We start from the raw sequence: 25,147 nt of genomic DNA, 5'->3' as shown, positions 1-25,147 counted from the left end.
ATATACAGGATCTAGCTGGAGTGGAACAACACCCGAACGTCAGGCAAATTCCACTCCAGCCCAGAAATGCCAATCTCGTCAATCTTTCTAGAAGTAATGTGGTAAAAACCACTTACAAAAAATAAGAGGAGAAAAAGGTATGAAAACGAAAGTCTTGCAAATTGTCATCGGTCTACTTTTGATCAGCAGCCTGGTACTGACGGGCTGCAGCAGCCAGCCGGCCGTATCCAACGCGCCAGCTGAACCGGCTGGTGATGCCGCTGCCGCGCCAACCGAAGCCCCCGCCGCTGTGGAACCCACCGCAGTCCCGGCTGCCGCCGAGCCTGCGGCCGAAGAAGCCGCCCCCGCGGTCGATTTTGAAGCCGCTTTGGCGAGCCTCGAAGGCCAGGTGTTCTCTACCGGCCCGAATGGAGAAACCCCCACGGCTGCCAGCGAAATCACCCTGACAGACGAAGAACTGGCTCAGATTAAAGACATGAATGCCACTGCCGCCATTGTGCTCCACTATGCCGGCAACGACTGGTCCAACGCCCAGATCGAGGGCCTCAAATACCAGTTCGAGAAAATGGGTATCGAAGTCGTGGCCGTTACCGATGCTGGTTTCAAAACCGAAAAGCAGGTGGCCGACCTGGAAACCGTTTTAGCCAAACAACCCGACATCATCGTCTCCATCCCCACGGACCCGGTAGCGACCTCAAACGCCTACCTGCAGGCCGCTGAACAAGGCGTGCAATTGGTGTTCATGGATAACGTGGCTGCCGACTTAGTTCAAGGGGAAGATTACGTCAGTGTGGTTTCTGCAGATAACTACGGCAACGGCGTGGCTTCCGCGCACCTGATGGCAAAATACATCGGGGGCAAGGGCAAAATTGGTATCGTATACCACGAAGCTGACTTCTTTGTAACCCGCCAGCGCTATGAAGCCTTCAAGAAAACCATTGAAGAGAATTACCCGGAAATCGAGATCGTAGTTGAACAAGGGATTGCAGGCCCCGATTTCGCCGGCGACGGTGAAAAAGCCGCCTCAGCCATGCTGACCAAATATGCTGATCTGGCTGGTATTTGGGGTGTGTGGGATGTGCCAGCCGAAGGTATTCTGGCTGCCTCGCGCGCCATGGGTCGTGAAGATCTGGTCATCACCACCATCGATCTGGGTCTGAATGTGGCGGTGGATATCGCCAGCGGCGGCCCCGTCAAAGGCCTGGGCGCGCAGCGTCCCTTCGATCAGGGTGTAACCGAAGCGATCCTGGCTGGTTATGGTCTGCTCGGCAAACCCGCTCCCGCCTATGTTGCCTTGAGCGCCTTGCCGGTAACCCCCGAGAACGTCTTGGAAGCCTGGGACATGGTCTATCACCAGGCAGCCCCTGAAGCGCTGACCAGTGCAATGGGTGAGTAAACTGTCTTCCTCTACCTGGTTGGAAACAGCCAGGTAGAAGGCAAACCCTGGCTCTCTGAGCACACATCTTTCTTATTTGTCTCATGCTCAGAGAGCCAAACCATATACCCGCAACCAGGCAGTTGAAAATCGATCAACTCTTATCAAAATAGATCAAGTGGTCATTTCAATCAAAGTTGGATAAGAGTTGATGATACTGAAATATAACAGGATACGTATTGCAAGTCGAAAGGCACAGATTATGAGTTCAGCAATCGTTCAGATGCAGGGGATCACTAAATCCTTCAATAATATTCCTGTATTGAACCAGGTGAACTTTGAACTGCTTACAGGTGAAGTTCATGCGCTTCTGGGAGAGAATGGAGCCGGAAAATCTACCCTGATGAAGATTCTCCGCGGGGTTTATGAGGCGGATGCAGGCGAAATCGTTATTCAAGGTCAACCAGTACAATTCCATTCTTCCAAAGATGCACGCGCCAGCGGGATTTCAATGGTGTTTCAAGAATTCAGCCTGATACCCACTCTGACCGTTGCTCAGAATATTTTTCTCACGCGAGAAGCGCGGGGCAAGTTTGGACTGTTGGATGATAGAGAATGCGAACGGCGTTCAAAGCTGCTTTTCGACGATATGGAAGTGGCGATCGATCCCCGCGCCACGGTTGAAACACTCAGCACAGGTTTCCGCCAATTAACCGAAATTGCCACCGCCCTTTCACAAGAAGCGCGCATCCTGATTCTGGATGAGCCAACCGCATCGCTAGCCCACACTGAAACCCTGGCATTGTTCAAACTGATCCGCCGCCTCAAGGAAAAGGGGATTTCCATAATCTATATTTCTCACCGCATGGAAGAGATTTTTCAGATTGCTGATCGAATCACCGTGCTGCGGGATGGGCATAACATTATTACCGATGAAGTGAGCAAACTGACCATCCAGGAAGTGATTGAACACATTCTTGGGCGTAAAGCTGAGAAGACGTTACAGTGGGAGGAATCAGCCCAGGTTGAAAACCCCAAAATACTCCTGAATGTAAAAAATCTATCTTGCAACCGCGGAGTGAATGACGTCAGCTTTTCTTTGTATAAAGGCGAAGTTTTGGGGTTGGCGGGCCTGATGGGCAGCGGTAGAACAGAATTAGTGCAGGCCATTTTTGGTATGAACCCGGCCAAATCCGGGGAGGTTCATGTCAACGGGCGCAAAGAAAACATTGAAAGTCCAGAGGGCGCCATGCGGGCTCGCATTGCCTTAATCCCTGAAGACCGGCGCTTGCAAGGACTGATCTTGATGCATAGTATTAAAGATAATTTCGTGCTTCCCATGATTCAATTGAATCGGTTGACGCGCAGAAAATTGATAGTTGATGATCAAAAAGGGAATCAATTATCGCAATATTATCTTGAAAAACTCAAAATTCGGTCTGATTCGATCAATAAAATTGTGGGGCTGCTGTCTGGTGGGAACCAACAGAAGGTGGTAATCTCGAAATGGCTCTGTACCGAACCAGATATTTTGCTGATGGATGAGCCAACCGCCGGTGTGGATATTGGCACAAAAAGTGAAATTATTGAGATGATCAGGCAGCTGGCAAGAGAAGGCAAAGGGGTCATTTTTATCTCGTCTGAGTTACAAGAACTTTTAGCGGTATGTGATCGGATTTTGGTAATCAAACAAGGCAAAATTGAGCAAGAACTTCATCGCAAAGAAATAAGCAGCGAAGAACGATTACATCAGATTTTACAAGGAGCGTGATGCTGTGAGTGACCAATCCGCAACCCAAGCAACAAAAAACAGGTTTTCGGAAAATGTTTCCGACTTCTTGAAACGATTTTACTGGCGCGACTACGTCGTCTACATCACATTTATCATTATTTTTGTCACTTTTTCCATCTCGCTTTTTGATGATGGATTCTTGAGCAGCAACAACCTATTGAATATCATGCGGCAAACGGCAACCATTTCAGTGATGGCCGTGGCAATGACGTTTGTACTCGCCTCGGCTGAGATTGACCTTTCCGTCGGCGCGGTGGCCGGTCTGGCCTCGGTCATTACCGCGATTATTATTGGGCGATTCGGATTGTTCGCCGGAATTGTCGCCGGCCTGATCACCGGCGCATTGATTGGCATTCTGAATGGCGCGCTCATTACTCGGGTAGGGATTCCTTCCTTTTTGGTTACGCTGGGCATGCAAGGAATTGCCACCGGCACAGCCATGTGGATCACCGACACCGCCCCGATCCCGATTGCCAATAAAACCTACACACACTTTTTTGGATCGGGCAACTTTGGCCCAGTTCCCTCTTTGATTGTGTGGACTTTACTCGCCCTTGTCATTGGTCATATTGTGTTCCGTCACACCCCCTTTGGCCGCCAGGTTCTGGCGACCGGCGGCAATGAGACGGCAGCGCGCTACAGCGGTATCAATACCAAAAATATCAAGTTCTATACCTTTATTCTGATGAGCACTGTGGCTGCCCTGGCTGGTATGCTATACGCAGGCCGCTTGCATTCGGGACGTTTCCAATGGGGTGAAGGTGATGAATTGAGCGTGATCGCGGCGGTCGTGTTGGGCGGCACCAGTCTGTTTGGCGGCAAAGGTTCCGTCATTGGCACGATCATTGGCGCCATCTTGATTGGCTTGATCAACAACGGTTTGATCCTAATGGGCCTGGACGCCAGTCAGCAAATGATCATCCGCGGCGCGATCATTATCTTAGCCGTGGCTCTCACCGGGAGGAAACAGCAATCCTGATCCGCATCTGAGAGAATAATTTCCGTTTTCACCTATGATGGGAACCAACCGGATCGGAAACTCACGTTATTAATAAATCCATCCCAAAACCTGACTGCAAGCCCACCGCGGGACCCCGCCCCGCCAGGCTTGCAGTCATTTCTTTTTCATTCTAACAGGCTTTTTCCCTGCATAGCGCTTGTAGCCATGCTCTCCCCCCAAAAAAGATAATGCCGCATCTTCTTGTTGCTCTGGATTCTTCCTCTCTATGATTAAAATTGGGTTAAAAATGGTTATTGACAGCTTAATCGTTTAAGCCTATAATGACATAAACGTTTAAGTGAACAGTGTGGGGAAAACATGGCCGCAACGATCAAAGATATCGCAAAGAAAATTGGCAAGACAACCACCACGGTTTCCAGAGCGCTGAATGATTATGACGACATCAGCGAAGAAACCAAGGAATTGGTGCGCAAGGCAGCCGCCGAGCTGGGCTACATTCCTAACACCATGGCGCAGCGTTTGCAGAAACGCCAGACGGACACCATCGGCCTGATCGTGCCCACTTCTGGACCGCGTTTCTCCGACCCATTTTTCAGTGAATTTATCGCCGGTATCGGTAACACCGCCAGCCGCAGAGGATATGATCTGCTGGTTTCTACGCGCGCGCCTGGCGACCTGGAGTTGGAGACATACCGCCAACACATCCGCAGCCACCGCGTGGACGGATTCATCATTGTGCGTACCCGTCACGAAGATGAGCGCATCAACATTCTAAGAAAAAGCGGCTTCCCCTTTACCTCTTTCGGGCGTGCCAACTGCGAACTGGATTTTTCTTTCGTTGATGAAGACGGCGAGCAAGGTATGAAGCTGGTGATGGAATACCTGGCTAAACTTGGGCACAAGCGTTTTGGGGTCATCTCTCCGCCCAGCAACCTGGAATTTTCTCGCTATCGGTTAAAAGGGATTTGGGACAAAGCGGCAGAATTGGGAATCGCTGCTCATGATATTTCCATTTTAGAGGGAGACCTGACACAGCGCAGCGGTTACGAAATCACCAATCAATTGTTGGACCAGCCGCGCTTCCCTACAGCCATCATCGCCTGCAACGACCTGATGGCCTTTGGCGCCATGAGCGCCGCTCAGGAGCGCGGCCTGGTTGTCGGCAGCGATGTTTCGATCACTGGTTTCGACAACATTCCGATGTCGGAATACTCCCATCCCCCTCTCACCACAGTGAATCAACCCATTTATCAAATCGGCACGACCGTTTGCGAAATGCTGATTCGCCGCATCCGCGGAGAAACAACGGAGGTGGAACAGATCCTATTGACACCTTCGCTGATTGTCCGGCAATCGTGTGGCCCAGCCCCAATGGCTTAGTTGTGCGAATTTCATAGCTTTTGCAAATTTCCTAATAAATACTTTTCCTGCGGAAAGAAAGGAGGCAACTCTTCGGCAAGAATCGTCCATTTTGGCTTTCCTGATGAATACTCGCTTGTAATGTAGTTTCTAAATCTGAGAGGAAAAGATGAAAAATAAAGCTTTGCCATTTGTCATTGTGATGATTGCAGCCCTGATCCTTGGGGCTTGCGCGCCCGCCGCTCCAGAAGCCGCCCCCACACCGGAAACGATTGTGGTGAAGGAAGAAGTAGTTGTAACCCAGGTGGTCGAAGTTCCGGCCGAACCGGTGGATAAAGTTGTCGTCGAGTTCTGGATGGACGAACCGGAAGAGCCGCGCGTGCGAGCTTATGAAGAAATCGCCGCCCGCTTCATGGAAGAGCATCCCGAAATCGATGTTCGCATCGTTCCCATTGAAGAAGCCGGCCAGGCGCAGCGCATCGCTACCGCGATGGCCGCGAACCGCCTGCCTGATCTCGTCCGCATGGGCGTGCAAGACGCCGCCACCTTTGCCGCCGATGGCCTGCTCGATCTGGACGCCGCCACGGCTGTGATCGAAAAGGTCGGCCTCGACGATTTCCGCACCGGCCCCTTGACCATGGTTACCGACCCGGCTACCGGCAAATACAACTCGATCCCCTATGACGGTTGGCTTCAGGCAATTTGGTACCGCTCCGATGTATTCGAAGAAGCCGGTTTAGAGGCCCCGGTTACCTGGGACGCCATCAATGCTGCCTGCGATTCTATCCCCGGCACCGGCAATATGCTCTACGCCATTGGCTTGGGCACCAATCCTGGCGAGAACTACGGACACCAGCTTTTCGAACAGGTTGCCATTTCCAACAATGCCTGGCCGATTGACGAAGAGGGCAATGTGACCATGAACACCCCCGAGATGATCGCCGCCCTGAAGTTCTACACCGATCTGCAGCGCTGCGCTATCCCTGGCCCCCAACATTGGCTCGGCGCTCGCCAGGCGTACGAATTAGATCAGTCCTCGATGCTGATCTACTCCACCTACATTATGGACGACCTGGTAGACGGCTCGGATAATGAAGATGGCACCTACACCGATCTGGCTGTGGCCGACCTGGCCGCCAAGACCGGTTTCGCCCCCAGCATGGAAGGCCCCAATGGTTCGGCTTCGTTTGGCCAACTGGCTGTTGTGGGTGTGATGAAGGATGCGGATCCCGAAGCGCAATTGGTTGCGGAATACTTCATGACCGAAGGCTACCAGGAAATTCTGGCGCTGTCGCCGTGGGGCAAAATCCCGGTGTTGAAGACCGCTGTTGAGGACTGGAAAACCCTCAGCCCCTACTTCGAGAAGTATCCGCCCGAGACCCTCGAACAGATTGCCAACGGTTACGATGTGATGCAGCGCTGGCTGTTCCGCGGCGACTATGACGCCACTGAGCGCGCCGTGATTGGCGACATCGAAGGCCGCTTGTTGATCCCCACCGCTATCAGCAATATCGCTCTGGAAGGCACGATGACCCCCGAAACTGCCGCCGCCTGGCTGCAGGAACAGGTCGAAGCCTTGCTGGCCGATCGTCAATAATCACTCACTATTCTCTTTCGATCTTGGGCCGGGCAAACCACCCGGCCTAAGATTCCCACCGTGTTCACCGAAAAGGAGAGCATCTATGAGCAACATTTCTTCCTCTTCTCTCAAGAGGGCCTTGGGGAGAAGATGGAATTCCCTGCCTTCTCAGGAAGCCCGTTTGGCGTGGTTACTCATTCTCCCAACGGCTCTGATCGTTTTGGGGTTGGTGCTCTTCCCCGCCATTTTCAGCATCTGGATCAGCTTTCGAGAAGTCGGGCTGACCAATCTGAATGATGTATTCCACGCGCCGTTTGTGGGTTTTGAAAACTATGTCAAAGTGTTTGACGATTTCGCTTTCAAAGCCCAGAGCTGGCGAAATTGGGGTGCTGCCCTCACCAGCATCGTGTACTCGTTCACTGCCACCATTGTTACCATGTTAATTGGCCTGGGCGCCGCATTGCTGTTGAACCGGCCTTTTCGCGGGCGCGGCCTGGCCAGAGCGCTCTTTCTCTTCCCCTATATCGCTCCCGTGGTTAGCGTCGCTTTTGTCTGGCGGTGGATTTTAGATCCCACACCAGCCGGCGTGCTCAATGACATTTTGATGCGCCTGGACCTGATCCAGATCCCAAAAGCCTACCTGGCTTCACCTGGGCTGGCGCTTATCCTGGTCATCGCCTTCCAGGGCTGGCGGTATTTTCCTTTTGCAATGCTGATGATCTTGGCCAGACTGCAAGCGATTGATAACACACTCTACGAGGCAGCCGATGTGGACGGCGCCAGCAACTGGCAGAAATTTTTATTTATCACCGTGCCCGAACTGCGCTACGTGTTAGGGGCGCTTTTCCTGCTGCGTCTGATGTGGACATTCAACAAATTTGACGACATTTACCTGCTCACCGGGGGCGGCTTTGGCACCAAGGTGCTGCCGGTTCTTACGTATGAGTTCAGCTTCCGGCTGCATGACTTTGGCAGAGGGTCTGCAAGCGCAATGATTTTGTTAGCTATCCTGGTTGTTTTCATTCTGGTCTATGCGCAAACGGTTATGCGCGGCGGCGAAGAGTCTTGAGCGAAAGGCAGCGATTACCATGAGTCACCATTCATCCCGACCTTATTCTCCCGATCAACGCCGGAATCTGTTCGACCACCTGGCGCACCAAATGAACCTGTCGCGCATCATTTTTGCGTTGATTTTCACCTTTTTTATCACCGGTGTGCTGTTTCCATTCTATTGGATGGTCAGTTCTTCCTTTAAATCGTACGCGGAAATTGGCGGGCGAAATCCCGTTTATGTGCCTTCCGCTTTGCGCCTGGACGCTTACAAAGAACTGTTTGACCCGGCCCACAAGAGCTTTCAGAATTTTGGCACCAACATCATGAACAGCGTGAAAGTATCAGTTCCTGCGGCCATCTTGACCGTGATTCTTTCTACCCTGGGCGCCTACGCGGTTGCGCGCTTAAACTTCCGCGGAAAGAATCTCATGGTCAATGGCATCCTGTTGATTTATCTATTTCCGGGTGTGCTGCTCATTATTCCTTTATTTGCCATGCTGGCTCAAGTCAGCACTCAATTAGGCTTTGATGTGCAGGATAATTTGAGTGTGTTGATCTTGACCTACCTCGCCCAGACGCTGCCGGTTGGCCTCTACATGCTGGCCAATTATTTCCGCACCATCCCCAGCGAAATTGAACAGGCCGGCCTGATTGATGGTTGCAGCCGTTTGCAGGTGATTTGGAAAATTACCCTGCCGCTGGCTATTCCGGCTTTGGTGTCTGTTTTCATTTACACCTTCATGATTGCCTGGAATGAATTCCTGTATGCCTTTATTTTCTTGAACAGCAACGACTTATTCACGATTCCGATTAAGATTAGCGCGATCTTTGGCGACCCCACACCTCGCCCGCATGTAGTCATGGCCGCCTCTACCATCATGACCCTGCCCATTATCGTTTTGTTCCTGGCGATGGAACGCTATCTGGAACAGGGACTGGTCTCCGGTGGCGTAAAAGGGTAACATATTAACGATAGCTGGTTTTTTATGACGATAGAAAAACGAATTCGTAATAGTATTGCCTTCCTGTATGGGGAGGGAAACGTGGAATGGATCTACGGGCGCATTCAGGCGTCCATCGATTCATTCCTGCGTAATCCCCGGCTTAAGACCCCACGGCGCGGCAGCCTGAGTGAGAAAGACGCGATCTTAATCACCTACGCAGACAGCTTCCGCTCCCCCGAACGCTCTCCACTCGAAACCCTCAACCTTTTCATCCAGGAACAGCTAGGGCAGGCTGTCAGCGCGGTGCACATTTTGCCGTTTTACCCTTACTCGTCTGACGACGGCTTTTCTGTTGTGGATTACCGTCAGGTCAACCCGGAGGTTGGAGAGTGGGAAAACGTGACCTCCATCGGGCGCCATCACCGCCTGATGTTTGATATGGTGATTAACCACATTTCCCGCAAAAGCGCCTGGTTCCAGGCTTATCTGCGGGATGAAGCCCCTTATCGTGATTATTTCATTACCGCGCAAGAGGCATGGGACCTGTCCCACGTTGTACGCCCGCGCACCCTTCCACTGCTTAGCGAGGTCAACACCTCCTCGGGGCCGCGCAAAGTCTGGACAACCTTCAGCGACGACCAGATTGATTTGAATTTTGCTAACCCGCTCGTCCTCATGGAAGGTATTGACCTGATGCTGTTCTATGTGCAAAAGGGAGCCGAATTCCTGCGCCTGGACGCGATTGCCTATTTGTGGAAAGAACCCGGCACGTCCTGCATTCACCTTCCACAAACCCACGCGGTGATTAAACTGATGCGCGCCGTGCTGGACCAGGCCGCGCCAGACGTGTTTCTGATCACCGAAACCAATGTTCCCCACCAGGAGAATATCAGCTACTTTGGAGATTACCTCGTTGAGACAGGACGAACTGATGAAGCGCAGTTGGTGTACCAGTTCCCGCTCGCCACGCTGACGCTGCACGCCTTCCGCACTGGCAACGCGCGAATATTGTCAGCATGGGCCGCGTCACTCGACAACCAGAGTCTCTTTTTTAACTTTATCGCCTCGCATGACGGCATTGGAATCATGCCCGCCAAAGGCATCCTCACCGAGCAGGAAATCCAGGCGCTGGTCGATCAGACCCTGCGGCATGGCGGTAAAGTTTCCTACAAATCCAATCCGGATGGGTCGCGCAGCCCGTACGAGCTCAATATTACGCTGTATGATCTGCTCAATGACCCCGCGCGCCCGAATCCCCAACTGGATTCTGACCGCTTCATTGCCTCACAGGTCCTCATGCTCTCACTGCGCGGCGTTCCCGGAATTTACTTCCACAGCTTGTTTGGCTCGAGCAACTGCCTGGCCTGCCTGGAGGCAACCGGTGAAGCGCGTTCGATCAACCGGCAGAAATTTGATTACCCCGCGCTGGCAGCCCAATTGGAAAATCCGCAGAGCCGCCCGGCACAAGTCTTGCGCCGCTACCTGCGCCTGCTCGCCCTGCGCGGCCAGGAACCCGCTTTCCACCCATCCGGCGCGCAGGAAGTATGGGACGCCGATCCGGAGGTTTTTGCCCTCTTCCGGCAGTCACCGGATCGCAGCCAAACCATTTTTTGCCTGGTAAACGTTACCACTCATCCCAAACAACTTCGATTGAAACATTCCAGTCACTCTCTGCTGCGTGAGCCAGTTTGGCTTGATCTGATCAGCAATCAAACGCATACACCCATGGACGACTGCCTGGAAATCCATCTCGCGCCGTACCAATGCTGTTGGCTTAAAGCCGTCAGCAGATAAATATCCCGTCAAATACCTCACAAGGAAATCCGTTATGAGCAAAGTCCTGACCATCACTCAGCCTCGTCAGCTTGGATTTGAAACCATCGAAGATCGGGGGTTGAACGAAAAAGAAGTGCGTGTGCGCACGCTCTATTCTGGCATCAGCGCCGGCACCGAAATGGCTACCTATCGCGGCAGCAGCCCCTTTTTGCACAAACAATGGAATGCCAACGTGCGCTTGTTTCTCCCCGCGGACGCTCCCAGTTTGACGTACCCGCAAACGGGTTGGGGTTATGAAGAAGTGGGCGAAGTGATCGAAACTAGCCCCGATGTAACCGCGCTGAAAGTTGGCGACATTGTTTACGGCACCTGGGGGCACCGGACGCATACCGTCTTGAAAGAAGACTATGCCAGCCAGCGCATCAAACCTCTAAACCTGGACCCCGTTCTAGCCATCTACTCGCATATCGGTCCCATTGCCCTTAACGGCATCCTGGATGCCAACATTCATATTGGTGAAACGGTAGCCGTTTTTGGGTTAGGCGTGCTGGGCCAGGTGATCGCCCAACTGGCCAAACGCTCTGGCGCGCAAGTAATCGGCATCGATCTCATCGAAAACCGGCTTGAACTGGCAAAAAACCTGGGCGCTGATTATGTGATTAATCCGCGCAGCGAGTCGGCTGCCGAGAAGATTAAAGAATTGACGCATTCACGCGGCGCGGATGTGTGCATTGAAGTATCGGGCAGCTCGCGCGCATTAAATGAAGCCATTCGTGCTGCCGCCTATGCGGCGCGCGTGGTGGCGCTGGGATTTTTCCAGGGCGAAGCGCAGGGGTTGTATCTTGGTGAAGAGTTTCACCATAATCGAATCCAACTGATTTGCTCGCAGATTGGAAACGTTAATCCGGCTTTGAGCCACCGCTGGGACCGGCTGCGCCTGATCCACACCATTATGGATTTGCAGGCAGCGGGTGTTTTGAACTTACGGCCGGTAATCACTCATGTGATTCCCTTCCAACAGGCCGCGCAAGGATTCCAGATTCTGGACGAAACACCCGACCAGGCGCTGCAAATTGTGCTCGACTTTTCCAACGAATAACGCAGATATCGACGAGAAAGGATTCCCCGCATGAAACCCCTACGCACAGCCATCCTCGGCTGCGGTGGATTTGCCAACCGCCATGCCGCCAACATCCTCACCCTGCCGGAAGAAATTGAACTGACCGCATTCTGCGATATTCAGGAAGCCAACGCGCGCGAATTCTCAGCCAAATACAATCAGGGCAAAGGCAACATTTACACCGATCATCGGCACATGTTTGCCAAAGAAAAACTTGACCTGGCGATTGTATGCCTGCCGCCATTTGCGCACTCCAATGAAGTGGAACTGGCCGCGCAGAACGGCGTTCACTTGCTGATGGAAAAACCGATTGCTCTCTCTTCGGAACACGCCTGGCGCATGGTCGAAGCCGCCGAAGCCGCCGGGATAAAAACCCAGGTGGGATTCATGTTTCGCTTCGGAGAAGCGATTGAACGCCTCCAACAGATGGCCGTTTCGCGCGAGATCGGGACAATGGGTTTAATGAGCGCGCGCTATTTCTGCAATTCGCTGCACGCCCCCTGGTGGCGCATGCGCGACAAATCGGGCGGCCAATTGGTGGAACAAATCATTCACATGGTCGATCTGATGCGTTATTTGCTGGGCGAGCCGGTCAGCGTGTACAGCCGCCAGGAGAACCTGTTCCACCAGGACGTTCCCGATTACACTGTGGAAGATGTGAGCGCGACCGTATTTGGGTTTCAGAGCGGCGCGCTGGGTGTAATTTACGCCACCAATGGCGCAATTCCGGGAAAGTGGATCAACGACTACCGCGTGGTCTCCCAGAAAATCACCGCCGAATTTACCAACGCGAACAACGCGCAATTCCATTACACCGCTGAAACACCGGTGCGCACCGAAACCATCTCCAGCGAAAAGAATATTCACCTGGCTGAGCTGAAAAACTTGCTTAACGCGATCCGCAGCGACGGTCAAACGCGCACCCCCCTGCGCGAAGGCGCCCGCTCGCTGGATATGGCGCTGGCCGCCACCCGTTCAGCCGAGACTCACCAAGAGGTATCTCTGTGACCCGTGTTTCCCTTTCGATCGATAACGAACTGCAAATTGAAGTCAATGGCATTACCCTCTCTGGCATTGTGCCCGTTTTGAATGGCGAGGCGCTCCGAGACTGCGTCCGCAAATTTGTTGCGCACAAAGACGAGAAGCTCGAGCTTCGCTACACCGCCCCCACGCTGGGCGCTGGCGCGCTGGGATTACAATTGACCTTGCCCAACGCGGATGGGCTGATCTGTCTGAAATACTGGGTGGAAAATCTCTCGTCTGACGTGGTTCTGGATTCCTTCGGCTTGCGTTTCGAGCGGGTAGAGAACCTGCGCCAGTACCTGCGCAGCGGGTATTTCAGTTGGGACGGCAGCCAATACGTCCAACCCGAGGAACTGGCAGGTTTTCAACCAGATGAGCCCCGGCCTGAAACCAGTTACAGCCTGACCCAACTCCTGCCCCTCCAGGGACAGGGCTGCGCCGTGTTCGGTTTCGACCGGCACGACCGCTTCCAGCAAACTTTCACCTTTGATACCCGCTTGCAGCCCTGCGCTCTGACGATCCAGACCTGGTGGGATCGCAAAACGCGTGGCGAACAAGACCGCTGCGAATCGGAGAACCTGCTCATCTTTCCCCACAAAGAAGTCGAAAACGGCCTGCGCGAGTGGGCGCGAAAAGTCGCGGATGCCTCTCGCATTCCCCCGCGCCTCTCCAGCCCGCCCATCACCGGTTGGTGCTCCTGGTATAACCTATACGCATATCTGAGCGAAGACAACATTCTCGAACACCTGCGCCCCACCGCGCAAATAGCCCGCCGCGAGAACCTGCCAATGCGCGTTTTTCAAATTGACGACGGCTTTACCCCGGAAATGGGCGATTGGCTGGAGGTTAAACCACAATTCCCGCGCGGCATGAAGCCCCTGCTGGACGATATCCGCAGCGCGGGTTTTATTCCAGGATTATGGATCGCGCCCTTTATGGTCGGCAACCGCAGCCGGTTGTTTCAACAGCACCCCGATTGGGTGGTGAAAGACCGCCTGACCGGAGAGCCTCTGGCGCACATGCAGTTCTATGGAGAGTTTCGCTGGCACAAGCGCAGCGAAGAATATTATATTCTCGATGCCACTCACCCCCAGGCCATGGAATACCTCAGGCGTGTCTTCCGCGCCTGGCGGCAGGATTGGGGCTGTGAATATTTTAAAATCGATTTTATGCAGTTTGGCAGTGAATACGGGCCGGACCGCGCCGTATGGCACCAATCCGGTCTGACACGCATCGAAATCTGGCGGCGGGTGGGCGAAATGATCCGCGAGGTAATTGGTGACGCCGTATGGCTGGGCTGCGGCTGCCCCCTTTGGGCTTCCGTGGGCCTGGTGGATGCTGTGCGGATTGGGCGGGATGTGGGTGTAGAGTGGAATGGAAATGTGCCCGCGCAGACCCTGCTGCTCAATCAGGCCTGTCGCAACTTTGCCAATCACATCCTTTGGCAATCTGATCTGGACTGCGTGCTGCTGCGCGAGCGCTTCAGCCACCTGTCTGCCGGTGAAATTCAATCGCTGGCCATCTATGCGGGTATGTCTGGAGGCGTCATCACCACCAGCGACCAGCTCGCCGAGCTGTCTCCGCAGCGAATGGATCTTTGGCGGCTCATCCAGCCGGCCGGGCGCGCTACCTGCGATTATCCATTCCTGGGCCAATCCGCGGTGTCGTATGAACGCCTGCCGGCAGAGGCCAACTCGCGCGCCACCCACGCCGTGCCGCGATTGGAAGACCCGGTTTTTGTGCAGGTGCGCAAGCCGCCGCGCGCTGGATCCATGGGCGCACTTTTCTTCTTGAATACAGCAGATCATCCGCTTGAGCGCACCTATTGGCTGGAGGGTTTGGGGATTGATGAACCGGTATACCTGTATGATTGGGAACAGCGGTCAGGCAGCCAATCAGCCTGCCGGCAGGTATCGGTGACACTGCCAGCCCATCACGGCGCGTTGTACTTTTACCATTCTGAGCCGATTCGGGAAAATCCGCACCAACTGCCGTCCTGAGCGCGACTGCGGAACTGAAAAACAAAAAAAGATGCAGTGAGCGGCAGGGCGATCGGCCCTGCCTTTTCACCATAATTGTTGAATTTTTCGCTGATGCCCATATCTCATCTGTAGATCATAGGCCAGCCGCCTACTTCTTTTCTGCAAAATCCTATATAATTCAGAGGATTAATAAGAGCAATTGTCTGATCAATCGGGATAAAGGAATCATTATTTATGGATACAACGGTCACTCCTCCATTGTCTCTTCCAGCGCTGTTACTCAATTTAGCGATCGGGGTCGGTCTTTCCCTGGTTGTCTCCTGGTATTATGTCAAATTTGGCAATTCGCTTTCCAACCGCTCCAAGTTTGCGCCCATCCTGCCGATTTTGACCTTAATCACGCTGCTCACCATCACTATCGTTAAATCATCACTGGCGCTTTCACTGGGCCTGGTGGGCGCGCTTTCGATTGTCCGCTTTCGCACGGCGATTAAAGACCCCGAGGAACTGATCTTCCTGTTCTTTGCCATTGCCATTGGTCTGGGCCTGGGCGCCGACCAGCGCATCCCCACGGTGGTATCAGCCACGGTGATTTTACTCTACCTGCTGGTTCGCGCCCTGATCACACGCAAACACAATGCATCTCACAGCCTCTACCTCAATATCCAGTTAAACACGGCTGGCGGTGAACCTGCCACGTTCTCCCAGGTAAACCAGCTCCTGGCTAAGGAGCTCAAGGAACTGGACCTGCGCCGACTGGACCAATCCAACGGGAACCTGCAGATCACCTATTATCTCAATATACAAGACCAGGATACACTGGTGCGCATTATGGATTCATTGAAAACAGCCTACCCCGAAAGCTCCGTGAGCTTAATTGAGCAAAACAACCTTTTGGGAGGGTAAATTCGGTGAAAATAACCGCTCCTAAAGACGCCCCCGCGCCGCAACCAATAACGCGCGCAGGGCTATCCAAAATTCGCAGTAACTGGCTGTTTCAGGTTACCATGCTGGTCGCCGCCTTCCTTGCGGGAATGCTGGTATTCCGCAGCGGGATTCTGCGTCCGGTTTATACCCAACTCAAGCATTTTATAACACAAGGCGGCGCGGCGCAGTTGTTTGTCAGCCCAATTGACGAGGCTATCGAAAGCGTTGTGGATGAAGTGCGCATGTACCAGAACAACGGCCTACCCACGCTCTATATCGATATGCCGTTTGAGAGCTATCAGCAGCTTCTGGTAAAACGGGATGAAGCGGTAAAGCTGGGCATCCTCTTTACTTCCGATGAAGACTTTGTGCCTGCCACCGTGCAGCTACAGGATGGTCAAAAATTGGATGCCGACATACGATTGAAGGGGGATTGGACCGACCATCTACAGGGAGATAAATGGTCGTTTCGGATTGAACTGAAAGAAGACGGCGAAATCTTGCACACGCGCAAGTTTTCCATTCAGTCACCGGCAACGCGCGAATACCTGCGCGAATGGGCGTTTCACCAAAACCTCATGCGCGAAGGCGTGCTGACGACCCGCTATGAGTTTGTTAACGTCATGCTCAACGGAAAGCTATTGGGAGTTTATGCCTTTGAAGAAAGCTTTGCAACCGAGTTAATGGAGTCGCAGGGGCGGCGCGCCGGGGTGATCATCCGCTTTGATGAGGAATTATTCTGGCAGAATACGGCCAATTTCTGGTCCAGCGGGCTGACCGGCAAAGGCACCTTTCTCACCACCGAAGCCGCCAGCGCCGCGATTAGCCCCTTTATGGCTTCCAAAATCGCGCAAGATCCGGTGCTTTCCGCCGAAGCACAAACCGCCCAAAATCTGCTGCGCGCTTACCAGACGGGTGAGCTGCCTGCCGAACAGGTCTTCGACCTTCCACTGATGGGGCGGTTTTTTGCTCTGAGCGATTTGTGGTCGGCCTGCCACGGCACCTTCTGGCACAATATTCGGTTTTATTACAATCCAATCACAGCCCTGCTCGAACCGGTTGGCTACGATAATGAGCCTTTTCAATGGTGCGACCAGAATCACACCATCGTGAGCAGTTTCATTAATAAAAGCCTGTTCGATGATCCGGCCATCCGTGCCGCCTACGCCGCGGAGCTTGCCCGGGTGGCTCGTCCTGAATATGTTGCCCAACTTCAGTCCGATTTGCAGGAACGGCACGACGCGTTGAGTGCCGCGTTGAAAATTGAATTTCCCCATGAAGATATCCTGGTTGATTGGACGAAACTCAACAATCGCGCCGTGACACTGACGCAGGAAATTAACCCGCCAGCCACTGTACGCGGCTCGTATACCTTGCAGGGTGTGGGGCTCGAATCCAGCCAGCCGCCCTCCCTGCAATTGAATTTGATCAACTTGATGATTTTGCCGGTGGAAGTTACACGCGTGGAAATCAATGGCAAGGAAGTGGGCAGCAGCACCCTACCGCAAATTCTCCCCATGGTCAACGACCCATCAGAAGACAAATTCTTTCCGGTGCAAATATCGATCAACTTGTATGACATTGAATTGACCACCGGAGAGCTGCCGGAAGTGGTTGTTTTCACCCGCCTGGTAGGTCTGGAGGAAGAAATCCCCGTGGCACTATCGGGAGCGCAGTTGCCTGAATCGATGCAAGTGGGAGCCGCGCCCGTGCAGCCCACTTTGCAAGAGGTGCTTGACGCCCACCTCTTCCTCAAGCGCATTCCGGATGAAGCCAGCCGCCTGATCATCTCTCAGGGTAATTGGGCCGTGCGTGGTGACCTGATCCTTCCCATCGACACCGACTTGATCATCCCCCCGGGCGTCACGCTGCGCTTTGAGCCTGGAGCGATCCTCTATCTGAGCGGATCGCTGCACATCAAGGGAGTGGAGTCACAACCGGTCGTGCTGACCGCCCAAGATGAAGTACGGGGCTGGGGCGGGATTGTAGTCTCGAATGCGCCGCATTCATCTAATTGGGAATACGCGATTGTCGAACGCACCGCGGGAATTGAGCGTGGGGGTTGGATTTTAACCGGCGGCATCACCTTTTTCCAAAGCGATGTCAACCTTAAACATGTCTTTATAGGGCACAATTTTACCGAAGATGCCATCAACGTAGTGCACGGAAAATTCAACTTTGTCGATTCTGAATTCGCCTTTACGCAAGCGGACGCTTTCGATTCCGACTTTTCTGAAGGCACAATAACCAACTGCTCCTTTCACGACATCCCCGGCGACGCGGTGGACGTCAGCGGAACCACGGTTGTGATCGATGGCGCGCGCATGGTGCGCATTCAAGACAAGGGCGTATCGGTGGGCGAGCAGTCCACAGTCACCCTTCAGGGAGTGGTGATGGAAGACGTCAATATTGGTGTTTCCAGCAAAGATTTGTCAAAAACCACGATTCTTGGCACGACCATCAACAACGCCCATTTTGCCGCGTTGGCCGCTTATATCAAAAAACCGGTATACGGACCGGCTTTGATTGAAGCGCCCGATATTATCATCACCAACACCGAAACGGAAGCCATCGCGCAGACCGGCAGCACCATTCTGCTGCGTGGGAATGCGGTTCAAACGGTTGATATGGATGTGGACCGCCTGTACAGCGAACAGCTATTGGGGAATTAGCCCATGTTCAATATGGATATTGATTCACAACGGTATGAGATCAAAATGGTCTTTGAAAATTCCCACCGTTTCGCGGTTGAGAGCTGGGTGCGGCTGCATTCTCGCGCTTTTCGTACCGCATTCCCGACCAGGCGCGTCAACAACCTGTATTTTGACACCCATTCACAAGACATGTTCAATGATCATATCGCGGGGACGTTCGAGCGCCGCAAACTGCGCTTCCGCTGGTACGGAGAAAACTTTTCTCCTGCCTTTGGGCAGTTGGAGCTGAAACACAAACAGGGAATGATTGGCTGGAAGGACTCGCAAATGATCTTGAAATCGTTGGATTTCGCCCGGTGCGGCTGGCAGGAGATTTATGCAGATTTGCAGAGTGAAGCAACCGGCGTTTTCAGCGAGGCCTTGGTCATCAGCCGCCCCATACTGATCAATAACTACCAGCGCCAGTATTTCATCTCCGCCGATGGAATGATCCGTCTGACCCTGGATTATGATCTGACCGCGTTTGACCAAAGCGCCAGTCCGCGGCCGAACACCTCTTTTCCAATCCCCACCCGCGACCTGCTGATCATCGAATTCAAAGCCGCCCCAGAATTAGCCCGCGACCTGGCAGATGTGCTGGCTGAATTTCCCCTGCCTGTTGAAGCCTATTCCAAGTATGTTGAACTAGCCGGCTGGATTTTCCAATAACCGCCGGTCTGTTCTTTGAAAGCCCTGGAAAGACCGTTAATGAAGAATCGATCATCTCGAAGTTTATCCCATCTGGCCTGCATCACCTTGCTCTTGTTAATGCTGGCGGGCAGTTTTCTGGCCGGAATAGTTTTTCAAAAAAGCGGCGGACTTTCCAAACTAAGGCTGGCGCTGGCATTCACTTCTGCATCGCAGCCAGTTGCCGCGCCCACGGAGGCACCCGAACCCACGCAGCAGCCAGATCAAGAATCCATTCGCCAGGCGCTGACCATCAACCCCAACCGGGTCAGCCTGAACCAGGTGGATTTGATGAGCAGACCAGCCGGTGAGTACGCGTTTCTGGCAGCCGGGCACGTCTATGGGCGGCCTGGAGAAGAACACCCGCACCCGGCTTCCACATTTGTTGAGATGGTTCCAACCATTAATGCCATGGATTTGGATATGCTTTTTTTGTTGGGCGACACGGTTCCTAATCCCAGCATGGTCTACCTGGAGCAACTCGAATCGAGTGTGTTGGACCGTCTGGAGATGCCTGTCTATAACGCTGTGGGCAACCACGATGTGCGCGATCGCGCCTTTTACGAGCAACGCTACGGGCCTACCTATTACACCTTCCAGCACGGGCCGGCGGCCTTCATCATTCTGGATACGGAAATAGACCCAGGGAAAATCACCGAATCCCAAAAAGCGTTTTTCGAGCAGGCCATTGAAGCGGCATTATCTGACCCTCAAGTTAAATTCTTTTTTGTAATGATGCACAAAGTGCTTTTTATCCCTGCTGAAACAATCACCGCCCTATTTGAAAGCGGGGTTGCTGCCGCCGCACCCAATGCCAAAGAAAATTATGGAGACCCTAATTTTGATTCAATCTTGAATGAAACCCTCGTCCCCGCTGCCCGCCAGAAACCAGTTTACCTCGTCGCCGGTGATGTGGGCGCCTGGGGCGGAAATTTCTCTCCCTATTACCAGAAACACCCGGATGTCGATTTAACCATGCTGGCCGCGGGCTTCGGGGACACAGAGCAAGACGCGGCTCTTTGGGTCAGGTACAATTCTGAGCAAGTTGAAATTGGTTTTATTCACCCCAATGGGCAGCCAGTGGTAGATTATTCCGAAAAAGACCTGAATTATTACCTCGCGAAGCTTCCCAGTCCATAAAAATCTATAGCCAGGTGACACAATTTCTCAATCCGGCTATGGAAATGATTGACACCTTGCCCCGCTCGCGGTATCCTTAAGCCACGTCCGGGTGGGACCGGCGCGGCAGAAACCACCGAACCCCGCCAGGTCCGAGAGGAAGCAACGGTAAGGAGGCAACTCTGGGCGCCGCCGGGATACCTGCCCGGACTATTTTATTAAACGAGAATGATGGATGAATGTAGATACCCCCCCGGTCTGTAATTACGAAGGATCCGATTACCAGCAAAGCTTCTGGGAAAAAGGCGGTCGCGCTTATGAAGATGCCGTTGAAGCAATAGCTTTACGCCGCCTGCTGCCAAAGGGCGGGGCGAGAATGCTGGAATTGGGCGCTGGCGCAGGCCGCAACACGCACCGCTATGAAGGGTATGAACAAATTGTGCTGCTGGACTATTCCACCACACAGCTCCAACAAGCCCGCGAGCGGCTGGGCGACAGCCCAAAATATAAATATATCGCCGCTGATATTTATCATCTGCCGTTTGTCTCCGGCTTGTTTGACGGCGCGACCATGATCCGCACCCTCCATCACATGGCCGACGCGCGCGCTGCCCTGGACCAGGTTCGCTCCGTGTTACAAACGGGCGCCATTTTTATTTTGGAATATGCCAACAAGCGCAATCTCAAGTCGATCCTGCGCTACACCTTCCACCGGCAGGCCTGGAATCCATTTTCTCCCGAACCGATTGAATTTGCCGACCTGAATTTTGATTTTCATCCACTCACAGTGCGCGCCTGGTTAGGATTGAGCAAGTTCGCCATTCAGCGCACGCTGACGGTTTCGCATTTCCGCGTCGGATTCCTGAAAAAGATCGTACCCCTGAAGCTGCTGGTGTGGATGGATCAGGTGCTGCAGCTCACCGGAGAGTGGTGGCAGCTTTCCCCCAGCATATTCCTGCGCACCAAAGCGATTGGAGATACTCCCGCCGCGCAAGCGGGACAATTCTTCAAGTGCCCATCTTGCGGCGCGCCACTGGAAGACACGCCGCCTCAACTGGTTTGCAGTCAATGCGGGCTGCGCTTCCCGGTTGCCAATGGCATTTACGATTTTCGGCTGTCTGAAAAACAATCCTGACCATTAATCCAATGATTCAAATCTGCCCACCAGGGCAGATTTTTGTTTCTTATGGTGTCAGATTGCTGGATTAAAGTTCCTTGCTGACGGTATCTTTGGCGCCTTTATTTCGCTATTCTATTTTCATATTCCGATAAAATTAACCATATCATCTTCTACAACCCATCCTGGTCAATCTTCTTGAATTATGAAACAATCCACCCAACCGCTTAAAAATCTGGAAATCTTGCTCATCGCGACCGGCATACTGCTGATGCTGCCTGGCCTGGCCCCGCTTTCTGCGCTGCATCTCCTTTTCGATCCGCTTTCAGCCGACAACCAGATGGAAGCCCTGGACCTGCCGCAAATCGCCGTTGCCCGGGCAGGCCTGGCCGGGATCGGTTTTCTTATTTTACTGGCTGGCGCAGCTGTGCTGACCCAACCGGCGCGCGCAGCGGCGGCAATCCAATGGGGCCGCGAGCATATCAGAGAACTCGGGCAAGACAATCGCCGCTTGCTGGCGGACCTCGCGGATGCCCTGCCAAAGGGGTGGGAAATTGCCCTGTTGGGGCTGGTCATTGCTGCCGGCATGTTCACGCGTCTGGCGCTTCTCCCCGCACCCATGCAGTACGACGAGGCCGTCACCTTCAACGACTTTGCCAGCCGCACATTCTGGGCCGCTATCAGCGACTACTCCCTGCCCAACAATCATGTTTTTCATACCCTGCTGGTGCACATCGCTTACCGCCTGTTTGGTGACGCCCCTTGGATCGTGCGCCTGCCCGCTTTCCTGGCCGGAATGATGTGCATCCCGGCAGCCTACCTGTTGGGGAAATCCCAATACAGCCGGACCGTTGGATGGCTGGCGGCTGCGCTGGCGGCCTGGTGGCCGCAGATGGTATTCTATTCTGCCAACGCCCGCGGCTACTCTCTCTTAGGATTTTTCAGCCTGCTGATCTTCACTCTGGCGGGGGTTGCTCTCAAACGCCGCAGCCCGGCGGCCTGGGCGTGGATCGCGCTGCTATCGGCGTTCGGGCTGTTCACCGTGCCGGTTATGGCTTACGCCATCGGCGTGCTGTACACCTGGTTGTTGTTCTCGCTGCTGGTGAAAGAACCCCTCCCGGCTTATAAACCAGGCCATTTTTTCGCCTGGATGGTTACAAGCGGAGCCGCCGCGCTCGGGTTGGCTGGCATTTTGTATTTGCCGGTGCTGTTTGCCTCCGGCCCAGACGCTCTGTTGGGCAATAAGTTCGTGCAGTCTTTCACCTGGTCAGAGTTTGTTGACCGCCTGCCTTTCTTCCTCAACGATATCTGGATGCGCTTTACCCAGGCCATGCCGTTGGCAGCCATTCTTCTCATTGGATTGGGATTGATTTTTTCGCTGGCCCTGCACCGCCAGATAACCCGTCATAAAATTCCTGTGCTCGCCTCGGCGCTGGTCTTCTTCGCGGTTGCCATGCCGCTCCAACGCCCCGAGATGCTCTCCAAGCTGTTTTTCTTCAGCCTGCCCCTGCTGGCGGTGTGGGCCGCGGCGGGTTGGGTGGCCGTTGTCCAACGGTTTTTCAAACAAAACCTCGAATCCCCCCTGCTGGCCGTTCTGACCCTGATGGTGGCCGCCGCTTGTGTTGTGCAAGCCCAGCCCAACCTTCCCTACCTGACCGAAGGCGCTACCGGCGCGCATGAGCAGATCGCGGTATGGCTCAAGGGTCGCATGGGGCCGGAGGATGTGGCTCTGGTAGACTTCCCGCTCGACGCCCAGGTGTTGTATTACGCCCGCCGCGCCGGCCTTTCTTTAGATGCCTTTCGGGAATTGGAAGAGCGTGAATATAACCGCGCCTTCGTGCTGGTCAACCCGTATGAAGACCAATCGCTGGAAAGCGTGGCCGCGCATCACCCCTTGTCACGCCCGCTGGATCTCTCGACAGCGCGTGAAGAAACGGAAATCAATAACACATATATCTACAGCGTTGATCCTGCTCAGTGAAGTCAGTTTATTACCGCAAATTCAACCCCTCCCGCCTGAGATTCAGACCGGAGGGGATGGACTTTTCTGACAGATTCGTTCGTGCTTTATAATCAAATCAATTAGTCTTCATCATTTGCCGCGATTATGTTTGAGTTATCCAAAGTTTTTCTCTATTTCTTGATCCAACAAACGGCCGTGGTTGCTTTCAGTCTGGCGCGTTCTAAAGCCCTGGCCACCTTTACCGGCGCAGGCGGGTACGGCCTGATTGCCCAGGCCACTTCTCTGGTGCTGGCCTTTCAGGTGATTTTGAGCGCCGGTTTGGGCAGCGGTTTTGTCAAACTGATCGCAGAAAACGCGAGCGAGCAAGCCGCGCAGGCGCGTAATCGCATTGCGTCTGGCATGTACTTGCTCGGCAGCATCACTGGTCTGGTGGGTATCGTGCTGACGGGTTTATTTTCCCGCTCGATCAGCGAGTGGGTATTCAACACCCCCGATTACGCAAATTACGTTCTGATTTGCGTTTTCACCGCGTTCTTTGTTTTCCAGACGCTTTTCTTTCAGAATCTGTTTCGCGGGCTGCTGGAATGGAAAACCTACACACTGGTATCCATTTTAGGTACAGGGGCAAGTCTGTTCATCACGGTTACCCTGATCGGTTTTTTTCATATCGACGGCGGCATTTGGGCGCTGCTGATTTCGCAGGCGGCCAGTTTTCTGGTTGCGGTATCCTTTTTCCGGTTCAAGATCTTTCCGCGCCACACAGTGGACTTTTGGAACTTTCTCCCTACTCACAAGGATTTTCGCATGTTGCTTGGGCATATTGGACCACTGGTGATCACTCAAATTCTGCTTACCTTGAGCAATCTGGTCACCCGCAGCCTGGTCATTCAACAATTAGGGCTGGAAGACAACGGCATCATCCAGGTGTCAACTGGCATTTCAGACGCCTACATGGGGCTGATATTGGCGATTTTATTCTCGTTCATCCTCCCCAAAATTGCCTCAACCCTGTCTGCGCAGCCGCAAGCGGCGCGCCAAACGCAGAATGACGGCCTGCGTTTCAGTTTATTGATCATCACTCCTTTCCTTGTTACGCTGCTGGCGACGCGAGAAATTTGGATTCCCTTGCTCTACAGCCGGGCATTCCTGGCTGCTCAGGGAATTCTGGTCTGGCAGTTCCTGGGTGATTTCTTCCTGGTCGTCCGCCGCTGCATGAATATCGATCTGGTACCCGCCCAGCGCCTGAAATACCTTGTTCTGGACAGCAGCCTGTACGCGGGAGGCATGATTCTGCTGGCCGCGCTTTTGCTACCCCAGTTGGGGGTATATACGGTGGTGGTCGCCAGTTTGATTGTCAATCTGCTGCTGACCGGTTTGAGTTTGATCTATCACCATCGAAGAATGCTGTTTCGCCCCGACCGTGCCAGTTGGACGATGTTAATCAAATCGGGTGGGCTGCTGGGCGCCGGGTTCACCGCCGCGCTGGCCATTCCGCATTTGGCTTGGCGGGTGGCAGCAATGGGTTTGATCCTGCTGTTAATGGTGGTTTTCCTTCCCCAAAGAGGCGAACTGGAAAAAGCCTGGCGAGAGATCATCCCGGGCCTGTTGCGCCAGAGCCGCCTGGTTTTCCACAAATCCACTGCCTCAAAAAAAGCTGACCAACCCATGGATTAGGCG

18 protein-coding genes and 1 other RNA gene are annotated in these 25,147 nt (G+C 53.6%); all 19 read left to right on the top strand.

All coding sequences use genetic code 11. The features are described from left to right. Positions 1 to 139: 139 nt before the first annotated feature. The 19 genes from ADN00_RS16780 (at position 140) to ADN00_RS16690 (ending at position 25,144) form a co-directional block, all read left to right on the top strand. Entirely contained in the window at positions 140 to 1,396 is a 1,257-nt protein-coding gene (locus ADN00_RS16780; RefSeq protein ID WP_082390317.1) for a substrate-binding domain-containing protein, read from the top strand. Positions 1,397 to 1,637: 241 nt separating this feature from the next. Then, positions 1,638 to 3,146, top strand: coding sequence for a sugar ABC transporter ATP-binding protein (locus ADN00_RS16775; protein WP_075064159.1), 1,509 nt, complete (start codon positions 1,638 to 1,640; stop codon positions 3,144 to 3,146). 67 nt (positions 3,147 to 3,213) lie between these two features. Next, positions 3,214 to 4,146 (top strand): ABC transporter permease, encoded by a 933-nt coding sequence (locus tag ADN00_RS16770; protein WP_075064185.1) that lies wholly within the window; start codon positions 3,214 to 3,216, stop codon positions 4,144 to 4,146. Between the two features lie 339 nt (positions 4,147 to 4,485). Further along, the gene (locus ADN00_RS16765) at positions 4,486 to 5,508 is read left to right on the top strand and encodes a LacI family DNA-binding transcriptional regulator (protein ID WP_075064158.1); all 1,023 of its coding nucleotides are present in this window, start codon (positions 4,486 to 4,488) and stop codon (positions 5,506 to 5,508) included. Positions 5,509 to 5,656: 148 nt separating this feature from the next. Then, positions 5,657 to 7,084, top strand: a complete 1,428-nt coding sequence (locus ADN00_RS16760; RefSeq protein ID WP_075064157.1) for an ABC transporter substrate-binding protein — start codon at positions 5,657 to 5,659, stop codon at positions 7,082 to 7,084. A gap of 163 nt (positions 7,085 to 7,247) precedes the next feature. Beyond that, a complete protein-coding gene (locus ADN00_RS16755) occupies positions 7,248 to 8,135 on the top strand; it encodes a carbohydrate ABC transporter permease (protein ID WP_160317556.1) in 888 nt (295 codons plus the stop codon). Positions 8,136 to 8,154: 19 nt separating this feature from the next. Next, positions 8,155 to 9,081 (top strand): carbohydrate ABC transporter permease, encoded by a 927-nt coding sequence (locus tag ADN00_RS16750; protein ID WP_201781218.1) that lies wholly within the window; start codon positions 8,155 to 8,157, stop codon positions 9,079 to 9,081. 81 nt (positions 9,082 to 9,162) lie between these two features. Beyond that, positions 9,163 to 10,857 (top strand): alpha-amylase family glycosyl hydrolase, encoded by a 1,695-nt coding sequence (locus ADN00_RS16745; RefSeq protein ID WP_160317555.1) that lies wholly within the window; start codon positions 9,163 to 9,165, stop codon positions 10,855 to 10,857. Between the two features lie 34 nt (positions 10,858 to 10,891). Beyond that, complete coding sequence (locus tag ADN00_RS16740; RefSeq protein WP_075064154.1) at positions 10,892 to 11,938, top strand: zinc-dependent alcohol dehydrogenase; 1,047 nt, start codon at positions 10,892 to 10,894, stop codon at positions 11,936 to 11,938. 30 nt (positions 11,939 to 11,968) lie between these two features. Further along, positions 11,969 to 12,967, top strand: coding sequence for a Gfo/Idh/MocA family protein (locus ADN00_RS16735; protein WP_075064153.1), 999 nt, complete (start codon positions 11,969 to 11,971; stop codon positions 12,965 to 12,967). Beyond that, the gene (locus ADN00_RS16730) at positions 12,964 to 14,982 is read left to right on the top strand and encodes a glycoside hydrolase family 36 protein (RefSeq protein WP_075064152.1); all 2,019 of its coding nucleotides are present in this window, start codon (positions 12,964 to 12,966) and stop codon (positions 14,980 to 14,982) included. The genes ADN00_RS16735 and ADN00_RS16730 overlap by 4 nt, the downstream gene beginning before the upstream one ends. A gap of 216 nt (positions 14,983 to 15,198) precedes the next feature. Further along, entirely contained in the window at positions 15,199 to 15,870 is a 672-nt protein-coding gene (locus ADN00_RS16725) for a DUF4956 domain-containing protein (RefSeq protein WP_075064151.1), read from the top strand. A 5-nt stretch (positions 15,871 to 15,875) separates the two neighbouring features. Continuing rightward, complete coding sequence (locus ADN00_RS16720) at positions 15,876 to 18,563, top strand: CotH kinase family protein (protein WP_075064150.1); 2,688 nt, start codon at positions 15,876 to 15,878, stop codon at positions 18,561 to 18,563. A gap of 3 nt (positions 18,564 to 18,566) precedes the next feature. Beyond that, positions 18,567 to 19,253 (top strand): polyphosphate polymerase domain-containing protein, encoded by a 687-nt coding sequence (locus tag ADN00_RS16715; RefSeq protein ID WP_075064149.1) that lies wholly within the window; start codon positions 18,567 to 18,569, stop codon positions 19,251 to 19,253. Between the two features lie 39 nt (positions 19,254 to 19,292). Continuing rightward, complete coding sequence (locus tag ADN00_RS16710; protein ID WP_075064148.1) at positions 19,293 to 20,411, top strand: metallophosphoesterase family protein; 1,119 nt, start codon at positions 19,293 to 19,295, stop codon at positions 20,409 to 20,411. An 89-nt stretch (positions 20,412 to 20,500) separates the two neighbouring features. Beyond that, positions 20,501 to 20,600: signal recognition particle sRNA small type (gene ffs / locus ADN00_RS16705), an RNA gene on the top strand. A 25-nt stretch (positions 20,601 to 20,625) separates the two neighbouring features. Further along, entirely contained in the window at positions 20,626 to 21,525 is a 900-nt protein-coding gene (locus ADN00_RS16700; protein ID WP_075064147.1) for a methyltransferase domain-containing protein, read from the top strand. A gap of 187 nt (positions 21,526 to 21,712) precedes the next feature. Then, positions 21,713 to 23,488: a glycosyltransferase family 39 protein gene (locus ADN00_RS16695; protein WP_075064146.1), complete on the top strand. Its 1,776-nt coding sequence runs from the start codon at positions 21,713 to 21,715 to the stop codon at positions 23,486 to 23,488. A gap of 126 nt (positions 23,489 to 23,614) precedes the next feature. Next, positions 23,615 to 25,144 carry an oligosaccharide flippase family protein gene (locus ADN00_RS16690; protein WP_075064145.1) on the top strand — a complete coding sequence of 510 codons (1,530 nt, stop codon included), beginning with the start codon at positions 23,615 to 23,617 and terminating at the stop codon, positions 25,142 to 25,144. Positions 25,145 to 25,147: the final 3 nt, after the last annotated feature.

It is taken from the genome of Ornatilinea apprima (assembly GCF_001306115.1).
Classification (GTDB): domain Bacteria; phylum Chloroflexota; class Anaerolineae; order Anaerolineales; family Anaerolineaceae; genus Ornatilinea; species Ornatilinea apprima.
The sequence above is the reverse complement of the archived record's forward strand: the minus strand, read 5'-3'. Positions and strand labels throughout refer to the sequence as shown.